Raw genomic sequence first — 17,787 nt, 5'->3', positions numbered from 1 at the left:
ACCGTTTGTTCGCCCGAGTCCTCGTCGATGGCCGCCGGATTCGTGATGTCGTCCAGCGTCGGCGGGTCGTTGACGGGGTTGACGGTGACGGTGAATGTCTTCTCGACAAAGTTCGTGGTTCCACCGCCGTCGTCCTCGACCCGGACGGTGATGACGGCGGTTCCATTGGCATTGGGCACCGGCGTGTACTTCAGGTCGTTGCCGATGACGGTGACCGAGGAGATCAGGGGGGTGTTGCCGGAGGTCGCGGTGATGGAGATGATCGTCTGGTCGGACTCGTTGGCGGGTCCGGTCGTGATGCCCGTGAGCGTGACCGTTTGTTCGCCCGAGTCCTCGTCGATGGCCGCCGGATTCGTGATGTCATCCAGCGTCGGGGCGTCGTTCACCGGATTGACCGTGATGTTCACGGTGTCCATCACTGGCAGGGAGATTCCCGAACCGGTGTTCCCGTTGTCGTTGGTCACCACTTGGATCGAAGCGGCCCCGTTGAAGTCGTGTGTCGGGGTGAAGACCAATCCGTTGAGCGTGGTATTGATGTCCGCGATTGTGCCGGACACGATCACCAAGGCCGAGGCATTGTTTGTGATGGAGGCCGGACCGCCGACGGAAACCGTCCCGTTCAACGCCGTGAGCGTGACCGTGACATTCCCGGAACCAGCGTCGATATCGGTCACTGAGATGGCATTTGTCCCGGACAAGGTGAGCGGTGTGTCCTCGTCGATGGTTTGCGATCCGGGGACATTGTTCGTCGGCGGGTCGTTCACTGCGGCAATCATCACATTGAACGTTTCCTCGACGAACTGGCCGATGTTGTCGGCAGCCCGGACAGTGATGCTGACCGTGCCGTTCTGATGGGCCAGCGGAGTGACGGTCAACGTCGTTCCGGCGATGCTCGTCGTCACAATTCCCGACGGGATGTTCCCCGTCACGGTGAAGACAAGATCGGCGTCCGGGGTTTCCGCGTCATTGAAATAAGGCGAGAGATCAATGTCAAACGCCGGGTCGTTCTCGGTTTTGTTGACATCAGGCAAGCCGCCGCCAGTGACCGTCGGGACTTCGTTCGGAACGATGGTCACTGTCGCCGAATCCGAAAGCTGGCTGACGGTGTTATCCGTCGCAGTGATCGTCAGCGCGAACGTCGCCCCTGTCAGGGCAGTGGCATTCGCCACGGTGACCTTTCCGTTGTTGTCGATGGCAAACGCACCATTATCGTTTCCGGAAACAATGGCGTAAGTCAACGAATCGCCGTCCACTTCAACGGTGGGCACCGTGCCAACCGTCGCTCCGTTGACCATCAATGAGTTGTAACCAAGAGTGACATCATTGATCGTCGGGGCGTCATCGACGGGGGCGACCGCGATTGATGACGTGTCAAAATCTGTCAGGGCTGTTCCGCTGCCAGTGTTCCCAAGGTCGTTCGTGAGCATCGTCAGGCTGACGGAACCGTTGGCGTTCAGGGCGGGCGTGAACGTCAGCCCGTTGGCATCGGCCAAGGTGGCGTTAATCGCGGCCGTCGTCCCGGTGATCACAATCGAGTTGGTTCCGTTGCCGGTGACGTCCCCGGAGGCAATTCCCCCCGTGACATCGGTCTTCACATTCAAGATTCCCGCAGGCACCGAGAGAGTGACCTGAACGTTTCCAGAGCCGGAATCGACGTCCGTCACTGAAATACCGGCCAGAACGACAGGAGTGTCTTCGGTTGCGGCAAACGCGGGAGGCAGAATATTCACCGGAGCGTCGTTGACGGCCGTCACCGTCACGGACACGACATCGGTGTCGGTCTGGATCGTCGGCCCGCCCGCCCCTTGATCATCCGTGGCGATGGTGATCGTTGCCGTTCCGGTCGGATTTTGGGAGGAGGAGAATCGGAGTCCGTCCAGCGCCGTGTTGATATCGGCGACTGATCCGGTGAATGTCATCGTGGTGTCATGCGTTCCGTCGCCAACGGTGAAGGAGAGACCGGAGGTGGCGGGCAGTGACAGGTCACCTTGGGTGGCCGTCAGAGTCACTCGCAGGTTGCCGGATTGTTCGGGGTCGTTGGCAACCGAGACGGCATTGCTGGTCGCCGCCGAGAACACCAGATCCGTGTCTTCGTTCGTGGCTTGGTCGCCCGGCACGGTGTTGACCGGCGGGCCGCTGATAGCCGTCAGGGTCACATCGTTGCCGTCGCCGCCGATGTAACTGATCCCGTACTTGCGAGCGCCGACGGTGATCACGCCCCCTTGGGGAAGGCCGGTGAAGGGAGTGACTGTGTCGCCACCGTCGTTGGTCAAAATCGTGAGGACTGTTCCGACCGGCGGATTGAAATTCGTTTGGGTCGTCACCGCCAGCGTGGCGCCCGTCAGGTCAACGGTCCCGTTGACCTGAAGTTGATCATAGTCGGTTCCGGCATTCATGCCGTTCAGGTTAATCGCCAAGGTTCGTGTCCCGGCGGCGCCGAATGACAGAGAACCGGTCGTCAAAACGCCGATGGCATTCCCGGCCGGCGATACCGTACCGCTGTCAGTCAGCGCGCCGGTGGAGAAACCCGTGCCCGAGAGCAAAGCCCCGTCCGCGACGGTGACCGGCCCGGTGCCGGTGGCCGATCCGGTGGTGTTGCCGACGGTCAATGTCCCGGCGGACACGATGGTCCCGAGGGTGTGAAGATTGTTGGCCGTCAGGGTCAGGTTGCCGGTTCCGGCTTTGGTGGCGGATCGAGGCCCGCTGATCACGCCGTCATATGTTGAATCCGTGTTTTGGGTGACGGTCAAGCCGCCCGTTCCGAGGACAATATTGCCGGAACCGCTCAACGGCCCGTTGATGGCGATGGCCCCGGCGGTTGAATTGCCAAGCTGGGCGGCTAGAACCACACCATCCGCTCCCGTGAGCGTGATCGGCCCGCCGTTCACGTTGTTGGTGGCTCCGTTGATCGTGAGAACACCCGCCGTGGTGGCCAGGGTGGTCGTGGTGGCGCCGGTTTGGCCCGTTGCTCCGTCAGTGTTGATTTGCGTCGTGGAGGTCACGTTCGTCGCGGACAGGCCGGTCACATAGGTATTGCCCAAGTTCGTGTTGGCAATCACATTCCCGCCGGCCACCTTGACCGGGGAAGCGGCGGTTCCGATGACATCTGCCGCTGTCGCGGCGGTGTTTCGACCGATCAATTCGATGGTTCCAGTCGCCCCGGCATCAAGCACATTGGCGGAACCAGCCATCAGAATTTGACCGGCTTCCGTCTCGGGCGATGTCGCGAGATAGGCATTTGGCGAAGAGTTCACGACAATTCGGCCGCCGTTCCCGGCGGAGACATTGCCAAGCGTGATTACCGAGGGAGTTCCGGCATCGCCGGAAATGTCCAAATAAACAGCTTGCGTGGTCGGGGTGCGGAATTGCGTCAACGGCACGGACGTATTGGTCGTGTTGCTAGTGATGATCGACGTGCCGGAGTCCATCTTCAATGGCTGTGGATTTCCGCGGTCTCTGTTGCCTTGAATATACACGGTTCCAGAGAAGCCGGGGCCGCCGATCATCGAGGTTCCCTGAATCCCAACATCATCATCGGACGCCAGGTAAATGTTCCCGGAAACAGCGCCGACATTTCCAGTAACGTACAAATTGTCACCACTGGCATTGGCGGAGACAATTCGAATGTTCCCGGTCCCGGTGGCGCTGGCGCCGGTCAGGGTCAAGTCAATCGTATTCCATTTGGTCAGGTAAACCCCGCCATCCCCTCCGTTCAAACTAAACAAACTATTGCTGGCGACGCCAGTGACACCGCTATCAGTCCCGATGTTAGAGACTTGCATTGGCCGGGCGTCGGTGCCGATCGAGCCGGCGCCTGTGGCGGTGAAACGATAATCTCGAGCAGTGATCACCCGAGTCGGAGCCGATCCGCCGTTGACGATCCCCTGTTGCGAGGTCGTGAGGGCCGTCGCACCCGCATACAGGATGTTGCCGCCGTTGCTGTTGACGTTCAGGGTGCCGCCCGTGGCGGCCACTCCAACGGAGGTGCTGTCCAACACGGCATCACCGGTCCCGCCGACAGCCGTGTTCACCGTGACTGTCACGGCCGAGGTGGTCGTGTTGGTCGATGTGATCGTTCCGCCAGTTTGAGACAAGCTGTCGGTTCCGGCGCCATCGGTGTTCGCGGCAATGTTAATGGTGCCGGCGCCGGAGCTGATGTTCGCCCCCAGCGTGACCGCATTCGAGCCGGCGATGGAAATATTGCCGCCGGTCGTGGTGATGTTCGTCGCCAGTGTGACCGCATCCGCGCTGGCGAGAGAGATATTGCCCGTCGTCGTGGTGATTGTGCCGCCAAGGTTTAACACGCCGCTGGTCACCGTCGCAAGTGACACGTTGCCTGTCGTCATGCCAATCGCATTGGGAACAATCAAATCTCCGCCGGTGGATGTCACATTGATGTTGGCCGCGCTGACGGAGTCGATTGTCAGCGGGCCGGCCGTGTTCGTGGCGTTTAAATCGCCGGTGGTGGTGACCGACAGATGGGCGCCGTCGGCTTCGGCGACGGACACCCCGCCCGTTCCGGCCGAGGCGGTGATTGTCGCGGCCTGTGTTTTCAGAGGCTGGGCCGGCGTTCCGAGACCGTTTGACGCGCTCAGGTTCAGGGCCGCCGAGCCAAGGAGGCCAAGACCCGTGGTGTCGGTGATGTTCGAGGGGCCGGACACAGTCAAGGCGCCGGTCGTTTTGACCAATCCGGCGATGTCAAGCGTCCCAAATGCAAGAATGGAAAGAGGAAGAGCCCCCGCGTCGAAGTTGTTCAACGTGTCGGACCCCGTGGCGACGTTTACCGTTAGCCCGGTAAGCCCGGCAATCGGCCCGGTGACCGTCTGGGTGCCATCACCAGTCCAGCCGGCGCTGATTGCCCCTTGGGAAAGGGTGATGACCCCGGCGGTGTCCGTGATGGTGTAATTAACCCCGTCCTGAGTCATGGACAGGTTGTTGTTCAATCCGTCGGCCGAAAACAACGTGGCCATGCCATCGGCCGTCACGTCAAGCAGGCTTGTTTGGACGATGTTGGAGACCGTGGCGACGACATCATTGCCATCCCCGCCCGCATAATTGATTGTAAATTGATACCGGGCGTTGTTGGCGGCCGAATAGATGGTTCCGGTGGCAAACTGACCGACCACCGGGTCGGCGCCGTCGTTGTTCACGAGGGTGAGCGCGTCGCCGACCGACAAGGAGCCGGTGACGTTCGCAATCAATGTGGAACCGGTGAGATCGACCGTGCCATTTACATTCAGGGCGTCGTAAGAAGAAGAGGAATTCAACTCCATCTGCAACTTGCCGCCGGAAGCAATCTTCAGATTGCCGGTGCTCAACGTGCCGATGGCCGCCGTGCCGGCGGGAGTTATTTGCCCGCCGGAGTTGACAGTGACCGCGCCGGCGCTGGTTGTCGCGTCGGTCCCGGTCAGAACCCCGGTGGAACTGACTTCCAAACCATTCGCCGCCGTGACGGACAGGGCCTGCGTCGGGGACAGGGTGAGGCTGGTGTTCAGGGTGGCCGGATTGCTTCCGGCGTTGATTGTCAGGTTCCCGGTGTTCGCATCGCCAAGCGCCGCGTTGATCACCACTCCGCCGGTCCCGGTCAGAGACACCGCGCCGGAATTCACGGACGTGATCGGCCCGACGACGGTCAGTGTTCCGGCGGAGGCCAGGTTGGTTATCGGGGCGGCAGTTTGACCCGCTATTAAATTGGTGACAGTCGCCGTGTAAGTTGTGGAAGCTGTTCCGGAAACGTAGGTGTTGCCGAAATTATTGTTGATGATCACGTTGCCGCCGGCCACTTTGATCGGGGTTGCGGAAGCCCCAATGGTGTCGGCCAGGGTGGCGATCGAAATGCCAGCCTTCAGATCGACGGTCCCGGTCGGCCCGGCGTTCAGCACATTGCTCGTGCCGGCCATCGAAATCTTGCCAGCCTCGGCGACGATCCCGTTCGGGATCGAGTTGACAACGATCCGGCCGCCGTCGCCGGTGGTAATGTTCCCGAGAGTCACCAATGAGGGGCCTGTCGCATCACCAGAAATGTCCATATAGACGGCTTGGGTGGTCGGTGTCCGGGTTCCGGTCACCACATTCGTTTTGTTGCTCGTCACGATGGATGACGTTGCGGACATTGTGATCGGCTGGCCTGCCGTGGAGGCGTCGCGATTGGCCTGCATCCAAACGGTTCCCGAGAATCCGGCCCCGCCGATGGTGGCGGCGTTGTCGACCAAATTGTCGTCCGCCGCCAGATAGATGTTCCCGGTGGCCGCCGTGACGTTCCCGCTAATCGTGAGATTGCTGCCGGTGGCGTTGCCGGAAACAACCCGGACATCGCTCGCCCCGGTGGCCGAGGCTCCGCTCAGAGTCATGGTGATGCTGCCGGCGGTGGGCCATTGGACCATGTAGGCCCCGCCGCTGCCGGCCGTCAAACTGGCGGTTCCGCTGGCAAAAAGAGCTGTTTGAATTGGCCTGGCGCTGGTTCCGACACCTCCGGTTCCGGTGGCGAGCGAGGACATCGCAAAATCGTGAGCCTTGAGGATACGTGCGGTGGATGGAGCGGAGCCGCCGCTTGCCAACCCCTGCTGCGAGGTGGTCAGCGCCGTTGTTCCGGCGTAAACGATGCTGCCGCCATTGCTGTTGATAGTCAGTTTGCCGCCGGCCGCGGCTCCGACGGAAAAATTGTCAACCGTGATGCTTCCGGTCCCGCCACCGGCGGTGTTCGCGGTAATCGTCGCCGCCGTGGCTGTGGTGTTGGTGGTTGTGATCAAACCAGCAGTCTGGCTAATACCTTGCGTTCCAGCTCCGTCCGTGTTCGCGGCAATGCTGATCGTGCCCGTGGTTGTGGTCACATTCGCACCCAACGCGACCGCGTTGGCGCTGGAGATGGATAAGTTGCCGGTGGTCGTGTTCAGATCCGCGCCCAACGTGATTGTGTTGGTCGCGGTGATCGACATGCTTCCGGCATTCGTGGTGATTGGCCCGCTGACGGTCAGCGACGTTCCGGTGTTGCCAAGAATGAGCGGCACGCCGGGAATCACAACCCCGGCGGCGGGAATCACATCCGCTCCGGTGCCCAAATTCAGGGTGATTCCCGTGACGTTCGTCGTCGGGATGGTGACGGTGTTGGTGCCGCTGCCCGAGGCGCCTGTCGCACTGCTGGTGATTGTTTCGGCTGTGTCGTTGAAAACAAAATTACTGCCGGAGATGGTGACCGAGGTGTTGTTGTTGATCCCCGTGCCAGCCGTGAAAGTGAGAACCCCGAGGGCGAAAGAAATGTCAGCGGGCACCTCCCTCGCTTCCAGATTCTCGATTCTCAAGACCGTTCGACTGGGATTTGAACGACGGGCGTTGTCGGACGTCAGTCGGGAGAGCCATTGAATCGGTCGCATCAGTCGGGATCTCCGGCAAGGTGCGTAAAATGCTCAAGACCGCGTCAACTGACGTTGCGCGGTCGGTCGAACAGAACGCAAACTTATCGCGTTATGGGGGTTTGTGGCCGGGGTTCTGACCGGCATGAAGACTCATTATCGAACCGAATAAGTGGACGGAAGGAAGCCGAAGTGAAGATCGAACCAACATTCAGAGTGGAAACAAAGTGTTTTCAATGAAGATGGCGAACTTGTGCTCGGAACGAAGTTTTTGCCGTTAGAGAGATGAATCAATTATTAATCGATAGGATTATGCGGGAATTTTTCTGATGTGTGGCGGCAAAGATAGCATCGTGCGATGTTTTGAATAACAAGAAATTTGGAATTTCGGCCACATTCCTTTTCATCAAGGGAATGGCGAAAAGACGAAGTCCGGCATGACGGTTGCAACTTTGGCAGACATTGTGGTTCATGCTTAATAAGTCAGCACGACTTCCATAAACGCGGCAGCCAGCGGGCCTCGGTGATCGGTGAGGCGATTGTAAAGTTGACGAAAACCGTTGGCCGGGAGGAGCGTGGATGCTCCGAACAGGAAGATCACGTTGTTGCTGAGCAAGGGCCGGTACTCGAAGCCGCTGCTCAAATCCACGCCGATTTCCCGGTCCATCTGGCCTTGAAAAATGAACTGCTCCAGCACGGCCGTTTTGTCGAACCAGAGAAAATTCGCGTTGTTAATCATCCGCAGTTTCGGCGTGAGGTCCAGGTCCAGCCCGGCGTTTGCCAGCCAGAGGCCGGGGTTCACGAAGTTGCTCTGCCCTTGAATCTTGCTGGAGCGCAAATCCGGCACGAGGCTGTTTCTCTGCGAAACGTTCACCCCGAACAGCGGGATTTGCTGGCGCTGCCAAAAGCTGAATTCTCCACCCGCGAAAGCCGGGTTGTCAAGGATCGTGTCAAACCCGGTGGCGATCCCGTTGCCGATCTTGCCGTCCCCCGAGGCATAAAACCCCGAGAGGCGGAATCTCGCCCAGTCGCGGTCATAGGAGACTTCGAGGGCGGCCATCTGCGCGCTAATCCGCTGGTCCCGCCCCGCCAGCGGGTTCAGGCTGTCTCGGCCCAAGACCCAGTAGGCGGCGTTCGAGATGTTGAACCGGTCGATGTGACCGTCCCCGGCCGCTCCCAAATAAACGGCCTGCACGCGGTGCTGCTGGAACACGCCCACGGGGTCCGGACGCACCAGAAACTTGTTCCGGTCGTACATGGCCGAGGGGCCGTCTTCGTTGTAATGGATGCTCGCCTCGGCCGTGTACCCCGGAAAGATAAAGTCCTGATAGTAATAGTTGGCGATGGCCACCGTTTGATTGCGGAACTCAAACGAGTTCAGCATGCTGTTCGTGTCTTTTTCCAACTGGCGAAAGACGGCGAAGTTGTACTGCGCCCGGTTCGCCGAATCGGTGCCGAAGATGCGAATGGCGGCGTTGGTGTCGCTGTAGATGAACCCGCGAAAATCGCTGGTGAACGGCTGCGCCCCGACTCGCGCGGAGACGAAGTCGTACTGCGGGCTGGTGTCCGCCAGTTTCAGTTCGGCGAACCACTCCTGCAACGTCACCCAGCCGCGATAACGTGTCAAACCATCGCGCACGTCGGGGCTGACGACCCCGAGTTCCTGGGCGACCAAGCCGTTGTAATTCACGGCGGGAGTCAGCTTCACCCGCCAGTCCGGCGGTTTGAAAGCCGCGTCGCCTTGGAACAAATCGAACGACGCCAAAAATAACTGGTTGTAGACGAACTGGCCGCTTTTCCCAAAGAAATCGCGGGGACCGTCCCCTCGCGTGCTTTCAAAAGGCGTCGTCGCCGTCGGGAGTTGCCGGAACTCGAACAGGCTTGAGGACGTGCCCGTGATGTTCAGGAAAATATTCTGCCCGAGAATCGGGTAGTCACCCTTCAGTACGTTCTGGTTGTACGGGTCCGAGATTTCGCCGACTTTGTACGGGTAGTCGATGCCGAACGGAAACCCCTGATTGTAGCGGTCCCATTCCGGGAAGCCGATCCGCCAGCGGTCTTCCATTGTCTGGAATTCGCCACTCTTGCCGGACCGGTTCTGCACGCGGCTTTTCCCGGCGAAACCCAACGGCGGGTCAATCGGAGGTTCCGGGTTGCCCGGCGGCGGCATCTCCTTGAGCATCTCCGAAAATGGTTCCAGCGGCCGGTTAAGCGGCGGCGGTTTGTCCATCGACTTCGGCGGCAATTCGGCGGGAGTTTCCCCGGCCACCGGCGAGACCTCTGGCGGCAAAGCGACGGGAAGTTCCCCGACCACCGGAGTGATATCCGGCTCGCGGATCACGGCCGGTTCTTCGCGGGCCGACAGCGTTGGCGTGCCGCTTCCGCACAGCGCCAAGGCGGCCAAAAAGTACCGGACTGATCGTTTGGCCATTGGCATGAGGGTGTGTTCCCGGGGTTCCCCTGTCCCGAGTGCGGGCCTAGTCGGGCGGTGAATTATCATCTCTTCTCATGACTGTCCAGACGAGTTTCCCCTTGTTCAATCCGGCCCGTGCGGGTATGTGGCCGGCCGGGGAATCGATCATTCGGGGGAAGATCATCATGGGGTGGAAACACTGGTTGGGTCTCGCCGCGCCCGAGACAGCGCGCAAGCCGGCCGAGCGAAAACCGGTTCGCCTCCAGTTAGAAACCCTCGAACATCGCGATCCCGCCGCCGGAGTCTCGGCGACATTGGCGGCCGGCACTCTCACGGTGACCGGCACAGCCGGTGATGATCGCATTCAAATCACCGCCGAAAGCGGCTTGGTGATCGTGACCACCACCGCCGGTGTGATCGGCCGATACAATTCGGCGTCGGTCAGCCTGATTAATGTCAACGCCGGGGCCGGAAACGATCTTGTGAAGGTCTCCTCCCTTGTGACGCAACGCGCGCTCATCGATGGCGGGACCGGCAAAAACATGCTGCAAGCCGGCGGCGGCCCGACGACCTTGATTTCGTCCGGCGCCGCCAGCAAAGTCGCCGGGGGATACGACGTCAACACGATCAACGTGAGCGGCACTGGCGTCATGGTGGTGGGGGGCGTGGGCGCGAATAACGTGACGATCAACGCCGTGGATGCGACGGCCCAACGACTCACCATCGGGGATATCGTGTCGGCCACCCCCCAGGCCACCCTTCAGGTGAACAACCCCATTCCGGCGCTGGCCAACTTCAAGGAAGGCACCATTTCAAAGGGCGAAGTGGGCGCCATTTTGCAACGGGCGGCGGCGGCCACTTCGTCCAATGATGCGATCATCGCCGTCGTGGATCGCAACGGCACCATCCTCGGCGTGCGGGTGGAAGGGGGCGTGGCCCCGGAAGTACAGAACAATCAAAACACGCTGGTCTTTGCCGTGGACGGGGCCGTGGCCCTCGCCCGCACCGGGGCGTTCTTCTCCAGCACCACCACCCCGCTGACCTCCCGAACCATCGGGGAGTTGAGCCAGTCCACGATCACCCAACGAGAAGTCGAATCCAACCCGAACATCACTGATGTCAACTCGACAGTGCGCGGACCGGGTTATGTGGCGGCCGTCGGCGTCGGCGGGCACTTCCCGCCCGGCGTGCCGAACACTCCGGAAGTGGATCTCTTCGGGATCGAGCACTCAAATCGCGACGGACGCTTCAATCCCGGACCGGACCAGGTAATCGGCACCCCCGATGATATCTCGCTGGACACCGCGACAACGGAGCGGTTCGGGATCGATAAAAACTTCGTCCCAAGCGGCCAGGCGTTGCAATTTCTCGATTCCTATGGGGTGGCCATCGACCCCAACAAAGGAAACAATGCGCTGGCCCAAAAGTATCAGAATCGCGGCATCGCCACGCTCCCCGGCGGCCTGCCGATCTTCCGCAATGGCTCTCTGATCGGCGGCATCGGCGTGTTCTTCCCCGGCAAAACGGGTTATGCCACCGAAGAAAACTCCAGCCTGAGCGCCACGTTCGACCCCAAGAAACCGGACCGGACTTTGGAGGCGGAACTCATCGCGGCGGCGGCCATCGGCGGCAGCAGCGGAGCCGGCCGGGCGGTGGGAGTCCTCGGCGGCGTCCAAAAACCGGCGGGCTTCGATATTCCCTTTGGCCGGATTGACTTGGTGGGGATCACGCTCAACGGCGTCGGCCCGCAGGGCACCCAAGGGGTCAAATTGCTGTTCGACCTCGCTCCGCAGCTTGGCTTCGGCAAGGGAAATCCGAACAGCGGAACCAACTTGCAGGTGACGCCCAACCCGGCCGTCAAACTATTGGACGGCAAAGTCGTGCCGTCCGGCTGGCTGGTGACGCCGCACAGCGGCAACGGCATCACGGCCGCCGAGGTGACGCAAATTATCTCGCACGGCATTGCGCAAGCCAATCGCACGCGGGCGGCGATCCGCTTGCCGCTGAACAGTTCGACGCGGATGGTTTTCGCCGTCGCCGACAAGGACGGGAACATTGTCGGTCTGTACCGAATGCCGGATGCCACGATCTTCTCCATCGACGTGGCCGTCGCGAAAGCCCGCAATGTGAACTACTACGCGGACCCGACGGAGTTGAAATCTGTCGATGAATTGCAGGGCGTGAAGGCGGGCGTCGCGTTCTCAAGCCGCACCTTCCGCTACCTGGCCCTGCCGAGATATCCCAGCACTGTTGACGGCGCGCCTCCCGGCCCGTTCTCGATCCTGAAAGACGGCGGCGCGAACGCCTTCACCGGCTTGCAGCAGGGAGCCCGTCTCCCGGCGGCGGCCTACAAGAGTGTGTACGGTCATGACTCGTTCTTTCCCGGCACTAATTTCCACGACACGTCGGACCTTCAGAACGCCAATGGAGTCATCTTCTTCCCCGGCAGTTCGCCCCTCTATGGAGTCGGCCGGGGCCTGATCGGCGGCTTTGGCGTTTCCGGCGACGGGGTGGATCAGGACGACTTGGTAACCTTCGCCGGCCAGCAGGGCTTCGAGTCCCCGAGCGTGACCTATGCCGACAGCGTGACTTACGCCGGAGTGCGACTGCCTTACCAGAAGTTCAACCGCAACCCCGAAGCTTTGTAAAAGACGTTGCGGCTTTTACATGCCCCGACCGAGAGCGAGCCCCAGACGTTACACGTGAAGACCAGGGGTTCTCTCCCGGTCAAAACAATCGAACGGACCGGCATTTTCCTTTGGGCGATGGGGCTACAGAGTTCCCGGTTTCACGATTTGAAAACTGGTCAAAACCCGACCCAAAAGTGGCCGAAAACAACCGAAAACAGTCGTCCGGCGACCATTTTTGGACAGTTGGACACCCACCCAACTGGTCAAAAACAGTGGGCCAACTGAACACTATTTTTCAAAACCCCCGGCAAATCGACACGTCGCCTGATGATTTTGGAGCAATCCGGGGCCTTTTGCAGGCGCTTTCAATGGCCCAAAGCAACCGCTCAAATCTAATTCCCAATCATTTGAAATGAGCCACGTGGCCTAAATGGTGTTTTGGCCCAACATGCCAGATAGGTCGGATTGCCTTCTTCACTCCGAAAAAGATAGACTCCATTTCGGAGAGCGGTTAAGATCATCTTTAGTTGATGGTTCCGGGATTCCCAATGACACTCATTCGGGAATGCGCGATCCGGCTTTTTTGAATCCCGCCTGTTTCAGCAGTGTGTGAACATCGCTGATCGTTGGTTGATGCCTCCTGACTGACCTGCCTGCCAAACTTCTCCTCCGGAGTCTGTCTTCATGCCTTGTTGTCTGCCTGCCGTTGCCAATCACCTTCGACTGATCTCCGGGATGATGCGCGCCGGACTGGTGCCGGTGTTCGCCGGTTCGTTGTTCGCGATGATGTTTCATGGCGTTCATTCCGATCTGCGGGCGGCCGATCCGTTTCAAGACAAGGTTCTCCCGTTCCTGAAGACCTATTGCATCCAGTGCCACAACGAGAAAACCAAAAGCGGGGAACTGGACCTCACCCGGTTCAACTCCTCCGCCAAGGTTGCCGAGGAATTCCGGCAGTGGGAACATGTTGTAACGTTTATCAAGAAGCAAGAGATGCCGCCCGCGAAGGCGAAGCAACCATCGGCCGACGGACGAGCAGAGGCACTGGCCGCGCTGGAGCAAACGATTCTGACCGAGGCCCGCAAACAAGCTGGTGATCCAGGCGTGGTGCCTCCGCGACGGTTGAGCAACGCGGAGTACGACCATACGATCCATGACTTGACCGGCGTGGACGTCCGGCCAGCGAAGACATTCCCCGTTGATCCGGCGTCCGGGGAGGGCTTCAACAACACCGGCGAAGCCCTGACAATGTCCCCCAGTTTGTTCAAAAAGTATTATGCCGCCGCCGAACTGGTCGCGGATCATGCTCTGATTTCATCGTCGGGGGTGGGGTTTGCCCCGCATCCGGTGGTCACGTTTGCCGACCGGCAGAAGTTTTATGAGCAGGCGATCATCCGTTTTTACGAACAGCATACGGTTGATTACGAAAAGTGTTTCACGGCCTTGTGGCTGTATCGACACCGACCGGCGGCCCGAAAAGAGGTCACGGTTGAGGCTTGGGCGACGGAGGCCGGACTCAGTCCGAAATACCTGCGTTCGCTTTGGAACACCCTTCAAGGCGACTCGCCGGACAATTTCTTGATCCTGTGGCTGCGTCAGCGATGGAATGCCTTGCCGGCGCCGACGAACCCGATGACGCCGGCCGTCACCGCGGAACTTCAGACAACCGTGCGGACTTTGGCCTCCGACATTCGGCAATTAAGCCTGAAAGTGTGCCCGCCGGAAACGGAGGCGATTGTCTCCAATGCCGGCAACGCCCCAATCGATCACCTTGCCCGCCGCCGCCGCACGGCCGAATCACGGGACACGTTCGACACCGCCGGGACAAGCAGGCAATTGCAGACGGTGACGTTCAAAAACATCACCGACAAGGACACGATCAAGCTGGTCATTCAACTCGCGGACGTGGCCGGCAAGAAAGCGGACGGGTTGGTGATTCTCAGCGGCATCCTTCGGACAAACGATCAGACGACCGACGGCAAGAGAAAGTGGTCGCTCCGTGAATTGTTGCTTGAGCGTACCCCGGATGTGGCCGCATCGCTGAAGTTCGGTGCCCATCCTTCCGGCGGAAAACTGGATGCGGATGCCTTCGCCTTGAAGGCTCCCGCGACACTGGAACTTACCCTTCCCGCAAAGGCGTTTTCCTTCAAGACGAAGGGGACGGTGGCTCTCACCGCCGATTGTCGGCTGGATGCCGCGACGCCCGGCTTCACGATGATCCATGTGCTGGACCGCAAACCGGCGGCCGACGAACTCGGCCTCCCGATGATTGACGCGAAACACCCGGCGGCGGCCTCTGTCGCCGCCTCTGGCGAGACGTTCTGTCACTTGTTCCCGAACCGGTTTTTCTATGTCGATTCCACACGAGGATTATCGGCCGGCTTCCACTTGATCGAGGGATTCTTCCGGGATGACCAACCGCTGTGCCGATCTGTGTTGAGCGCCCCGGAACGGAAGGAACTTGACCGGCTCTGGGACGAACTCTATTTCTGCACGGGCATCTGGGAAAAGATGATCCGGGGGTTCGTGTTCTTCGAGCGATCCGAACGAAACTTCCTCAAACACGTTGATTTCGACGGGTTTCGAGAAGAAGACCCGGAATTGACCAAAGACGAAACGCTGGCGAGGTTCAAAGAAGTTTACCTCAAGCGATCCGGCGTGAAGGCGACGGGCGACGAACTGGCGAAACACCCGATCAGCATCTTCTTCGAGGATGTTCGAGGTGGAATTCGCCGTCGGGCCGAGACGCTGAAGCGTTTGGAACCGATGTGCCTCAAGGATTTGCTGGTGTTCGCCGAAAAGGCGTATCGACGCCCGCTAACCCAAGCGGAACAACAGAAGATCGAGAAATTTTTTGGTGACGTGTGCCAGGACAAGGAACAAGGGGTTGAGGCGGCGATGCGGGCCTCCATCGTTCGCATCTTGGTTTCGCCTCATTTCTGCATGCACTTCGTGGCCACGCCATCGGGCGATTCGGTTGCTTCGCTCCCGGATCTCGCCCTTGCCTCGCGGCTGAGTTATTTCATCTGGTCCGGGCCGCCAGATGCAGAACTTCTGGCGTTGGCCAAGACGGGAAAACTGAAAGACGCAGCGGTCATTCGCGGGCAAGTTCGCCGGATGTTGAAAGATCCGAAGGTGAGCCGGTTTGCCGAGGAGTTCTTTGGCCAATGGCTCGGCTATCGTGATTTTCCAACCCAGGAGGCCGTCAACCGGCAGGCATTCCCGGCGTTTGATGATGCGTTGAAACAGGCGATGTTCGAGGAGCCGACCCGCCTCATCACCCATCTGATTCAACAAGACCGGCCGATCACGGAATTGCTCAATTCGGACACAACCTTCGTGAACAAGAAACTGGCCTCCCATTATGGTCTGCCGTTCCGTGGCTCGGCCGATGAATGGGAAGCCGTCAACGGATTGCATCAGCAAGGCCGGGGCGGCGTGTTGGGCATGGCGGTGTTCCTGACGAAAAACTCCCAGCCACAGCGAACGAGTCCTGTCAAACGCGGCTTCTGGGTGGTTCACAAACTGCTTGGCGAACACATCCCCCCTCCCCCGCCGGATGTCGCGGTGTTGCCCGCCAAGGAGACGGACACCAATGGCAAGACCATCCGCGAATTGATGAAACTCCATGTGGACGACATGAAGTGCGCCCGTTGCCATGTGCGGTTCGACCCGGTCGGGCTGGCGATGGAGGGCTTCGACCCGATTGGCCGCAGCCGGGCCAAGGACTTGGCGGGCCGGAAGATTGACAACGCGGTGTCGCTCCCGACCGGCAAGGAAGTTCGCGGAGTGGCTGAATTCGGGGACTATCTCGCCACCCACCGCAAACAGGATTTCACGAAGACTCTCTGCCAGAAGTTTCTCGGCTACGCCCTCGGCCGATCTCTTCAATTGCCCGACCAACCATTGTTGGACAAAATGCAGGCCGATCTTGCGGCGACCGATGACAAGCTATCGACGCTGTTTGAACTCGTGGCGACCAGCCCGCAGTTTCGCAACCAGCGATGCAAGGATTTCACTCCCGCCAAATTCAAAACCGAACCATTATCCGGAGAAAAATGATGACTCACGGAAAAACCATCTCCCGTCGTGTTCTGCTCAAGGGGCTTGGCGCCACCGTGGCGCTTCCCTGGCTGGAGTCCGTTCCCTTGCTGGCGGCCGAGACGCCCGCCAAGACGAAGGCCGCCCAGCGATTCGCCTGCCTGTTTATCGGCGACGGCATCTCCCCGCCGCATTGGTGGTCGAAAGGGAAAGGTGCCGAGATGGAACTGGGGTCGAGCCTGGAACCGCTCTCCCCCTTCAAAGAGAAATTGAACGTCATCAACGGGCTGTTCAACAAGGAAGGGGATGGCGGCCACGCCAAATGCACCGGGAACATCCTTTCCGGGGCAAACCTTCACCGCGGCCGCACCATCAAAGGCGGCGTCAGCATGGATCAGTTGCTGGCGAAGCACTATGAGGAAGAAACCGCCCAGCCGAGCCTAGTGCTGGGGTGCGAGCAACCCGTCAGCGGCTTCCACGAAAGCCAGTATTCGATGGTTTATGCGTCGCACATCTCGTGGCGCAATCCCGATTCGCCAGTCCCCATCGAACTCTACCCGTCTTTGGCCTTCGACAGTCTGTTCGGCGGCAAGGCCGGGAAACTTCAAGGAAGCATCCTTGATGACGTGTTGCAACAAGCGAACGACCTGAATGGCAAAGTCAGCGGGTCGGACAAACTCAAACTTGATGAATACCTCTCGTCGGTGCGGGAGACGGAGCAACGGGTTCAGAAACTGAACCGCGCGGCAAAGGAAGACGCTCCAGTGGTCCCGGCCGGACAGCGGCCACCGGTCGGCCAGCCGAAAGACTTCCGCGAATATACGAAACTCATGTGTGACATGATCGCCCTCGCGTTCCAGACCGACCGCTCACGGATTGCCACGCTGCTGATGTCGCGGGACTTGTCCGGACAGGTCTATCCGTTCCTCGGGGTCCGTGACGACCACCACAGTTATTCGCACTCCAACACGGGCAAGGAATATCAGGCCATCGTGAAGTGCCACGTCGAACAGTATGCCTATCTCATCGGGCGGTTGTCCAAGATGCAGGAAGGTGATCGCACGGTGCTTGACAACTCGTGCATCATGTTCGTCTCCGAACACTGGAACGCCCACAACGGCCAGCAAGTTCCGCTGGTGCTGGCGGGCGGCCTCGGCGGGACACTCGAAACCGGCCGGTCGCTGGACTACTTGAAGGCTGGCAACGACAAGCGAAAACTCTGTGGCCTCTACCTGTCGCTGATGGATCGAATGGGCCTGAAACTGCCGGAGTTCGGCGACGCCAAAGAGCGGCTCGCCGGGATTTGACGCCAGCCGCCGGACGGGCGGATCATCTCGAAAAATCGGGCAGTCTG

Annotated in this window: 5 protein-coding genes; 3 read left to right on the top strand and 2 right to left on the bottom strand. The window is 59.9% G+C overall.

Translation table 11 applies throughout. The annotated features are described in order from the left end of the window. Together BGIM_RS65095 and BGIM_RS0132820 are read right to left on the bottom strand one after the other, a co-directional pair. A partial coding sequence (locus BGIM_RS65095; protein ID WP_020473898.1) for an Ig-like domain-containing protein occupies window positions 1-7,370 on the bottom strand: 7,370 nt, incomplete at its 3' end. A 454-nt stretch (window positions 7,371-7,824) separates the two neighbouring features. Next, window positions 7,825-9,786, bottom strand: a complete 1,962-nt coding sequence (locus tag BGIM_RS0132820; protein WP_020473897.1) for a hypothetical protein — start codon at window positions 9,784-9,786, stop codon at window positions 7,825-7,827. 161 nt (window positions 9,787-9,947) lie between these two features. On the opposite strand from BGIM_RS0132820, the gene BGIM_RS53635 reads away from it, so the two are divergent. The 3 genes from BGIM_RS53635 (at window position 9,948) to BGIM_RS0132800 (ending at window position 17,740) form a co-directional block, all read left to right on the top strand. Continuing rightward, window positions 9,948-12,410 carry a heme-binding protein gene (locus tag BGIM_RS53635; RefSeq protein ID WP_157369603.1) on the top strand — a complete coding sequence of 821 codons (2,463 nt, stop codon included), beginning with the start codon at window positions 9,948-9,950 and terminating at the stop codon, window positions 12,408-12,410. Between the two features lie 666 nt (window positions 12,411-13,076). Further along, window positions 13,077-16,454 carry a DUF1592 domain-containing protein gene (locus tag BGIM_RS58690; RefSeq protein WP_020473894.1) on the top strand — a complete coding sequence of 1,126 codons (3,378 nt, stop codon included), beginning with the start codon at window positions 13,077-13,079 and terminating at the stop codon, window positions 16,452-16,454. Next, window positions 16,454-17,740 (top strand): DUF1552 domain-containing protein, encoded by a 1,287-nt coding sequence (locus BGIM_RS0132800; protein WP_020473893.1) that lies wholly within the window; start codon window positions 16,454-16,456, stop codon window positions 17,738-17,740. The genes BGIM_RS58690 and BGIM_RS0132800 overlap by 1 nt, the downstream gene beginning before the upstream one ends. Window positions 17,741-17,787 lie beyond the last annotated feature (47 nt).

The organism is Zavarzinella formosa DSM 19928, assembly GCF_000255705.1.
GTDB classification, from domain to species: domain Bacteria; phylum Planctomycetota; class Planctomycetia; order Gemmatales; family Gemmataceae; genus Zavarzinella; species Zavarzinella formosa.
The sequence above is the reverse complement of the archived record's forward strand: the minus strand, read 5'-3'. Positions and strand labels throughout refer to the sequence as shown.

Bases quoted from the DNA above. Each gene is read 5' to 3' on its own strand.
- BGIM_RS0132820 (WP_020473897.1), bottom strand. From the start codon at position 9,786: ATGCCAATGGCCAAACGATCAGTCCGGTACTTTTTGGCCGCCTTGGCG.
- BGIM_RS53635 (WP_157369603.1), top strand. From the start codon at position 9,948: ATGGGGTGGAAACACTGGTTGGGTCTCGCCGCGCCCGAGACAGCGCGC.
- BGIM_RS58690 (WP_020473894.1), top strand. From the start codon at position 13,077: ATGCCTTGTTGTCTGCCTGCCGTTGCCAATCACCTTCGACTGATCTCC.
- BGIM_RS0132800 (WP_020473893.1), top strand. From the start codon at position 16,454: ATGACTCACGGAAAAACCATCTCCCGTCGTGTTCTGCTCAAGGGGCTT.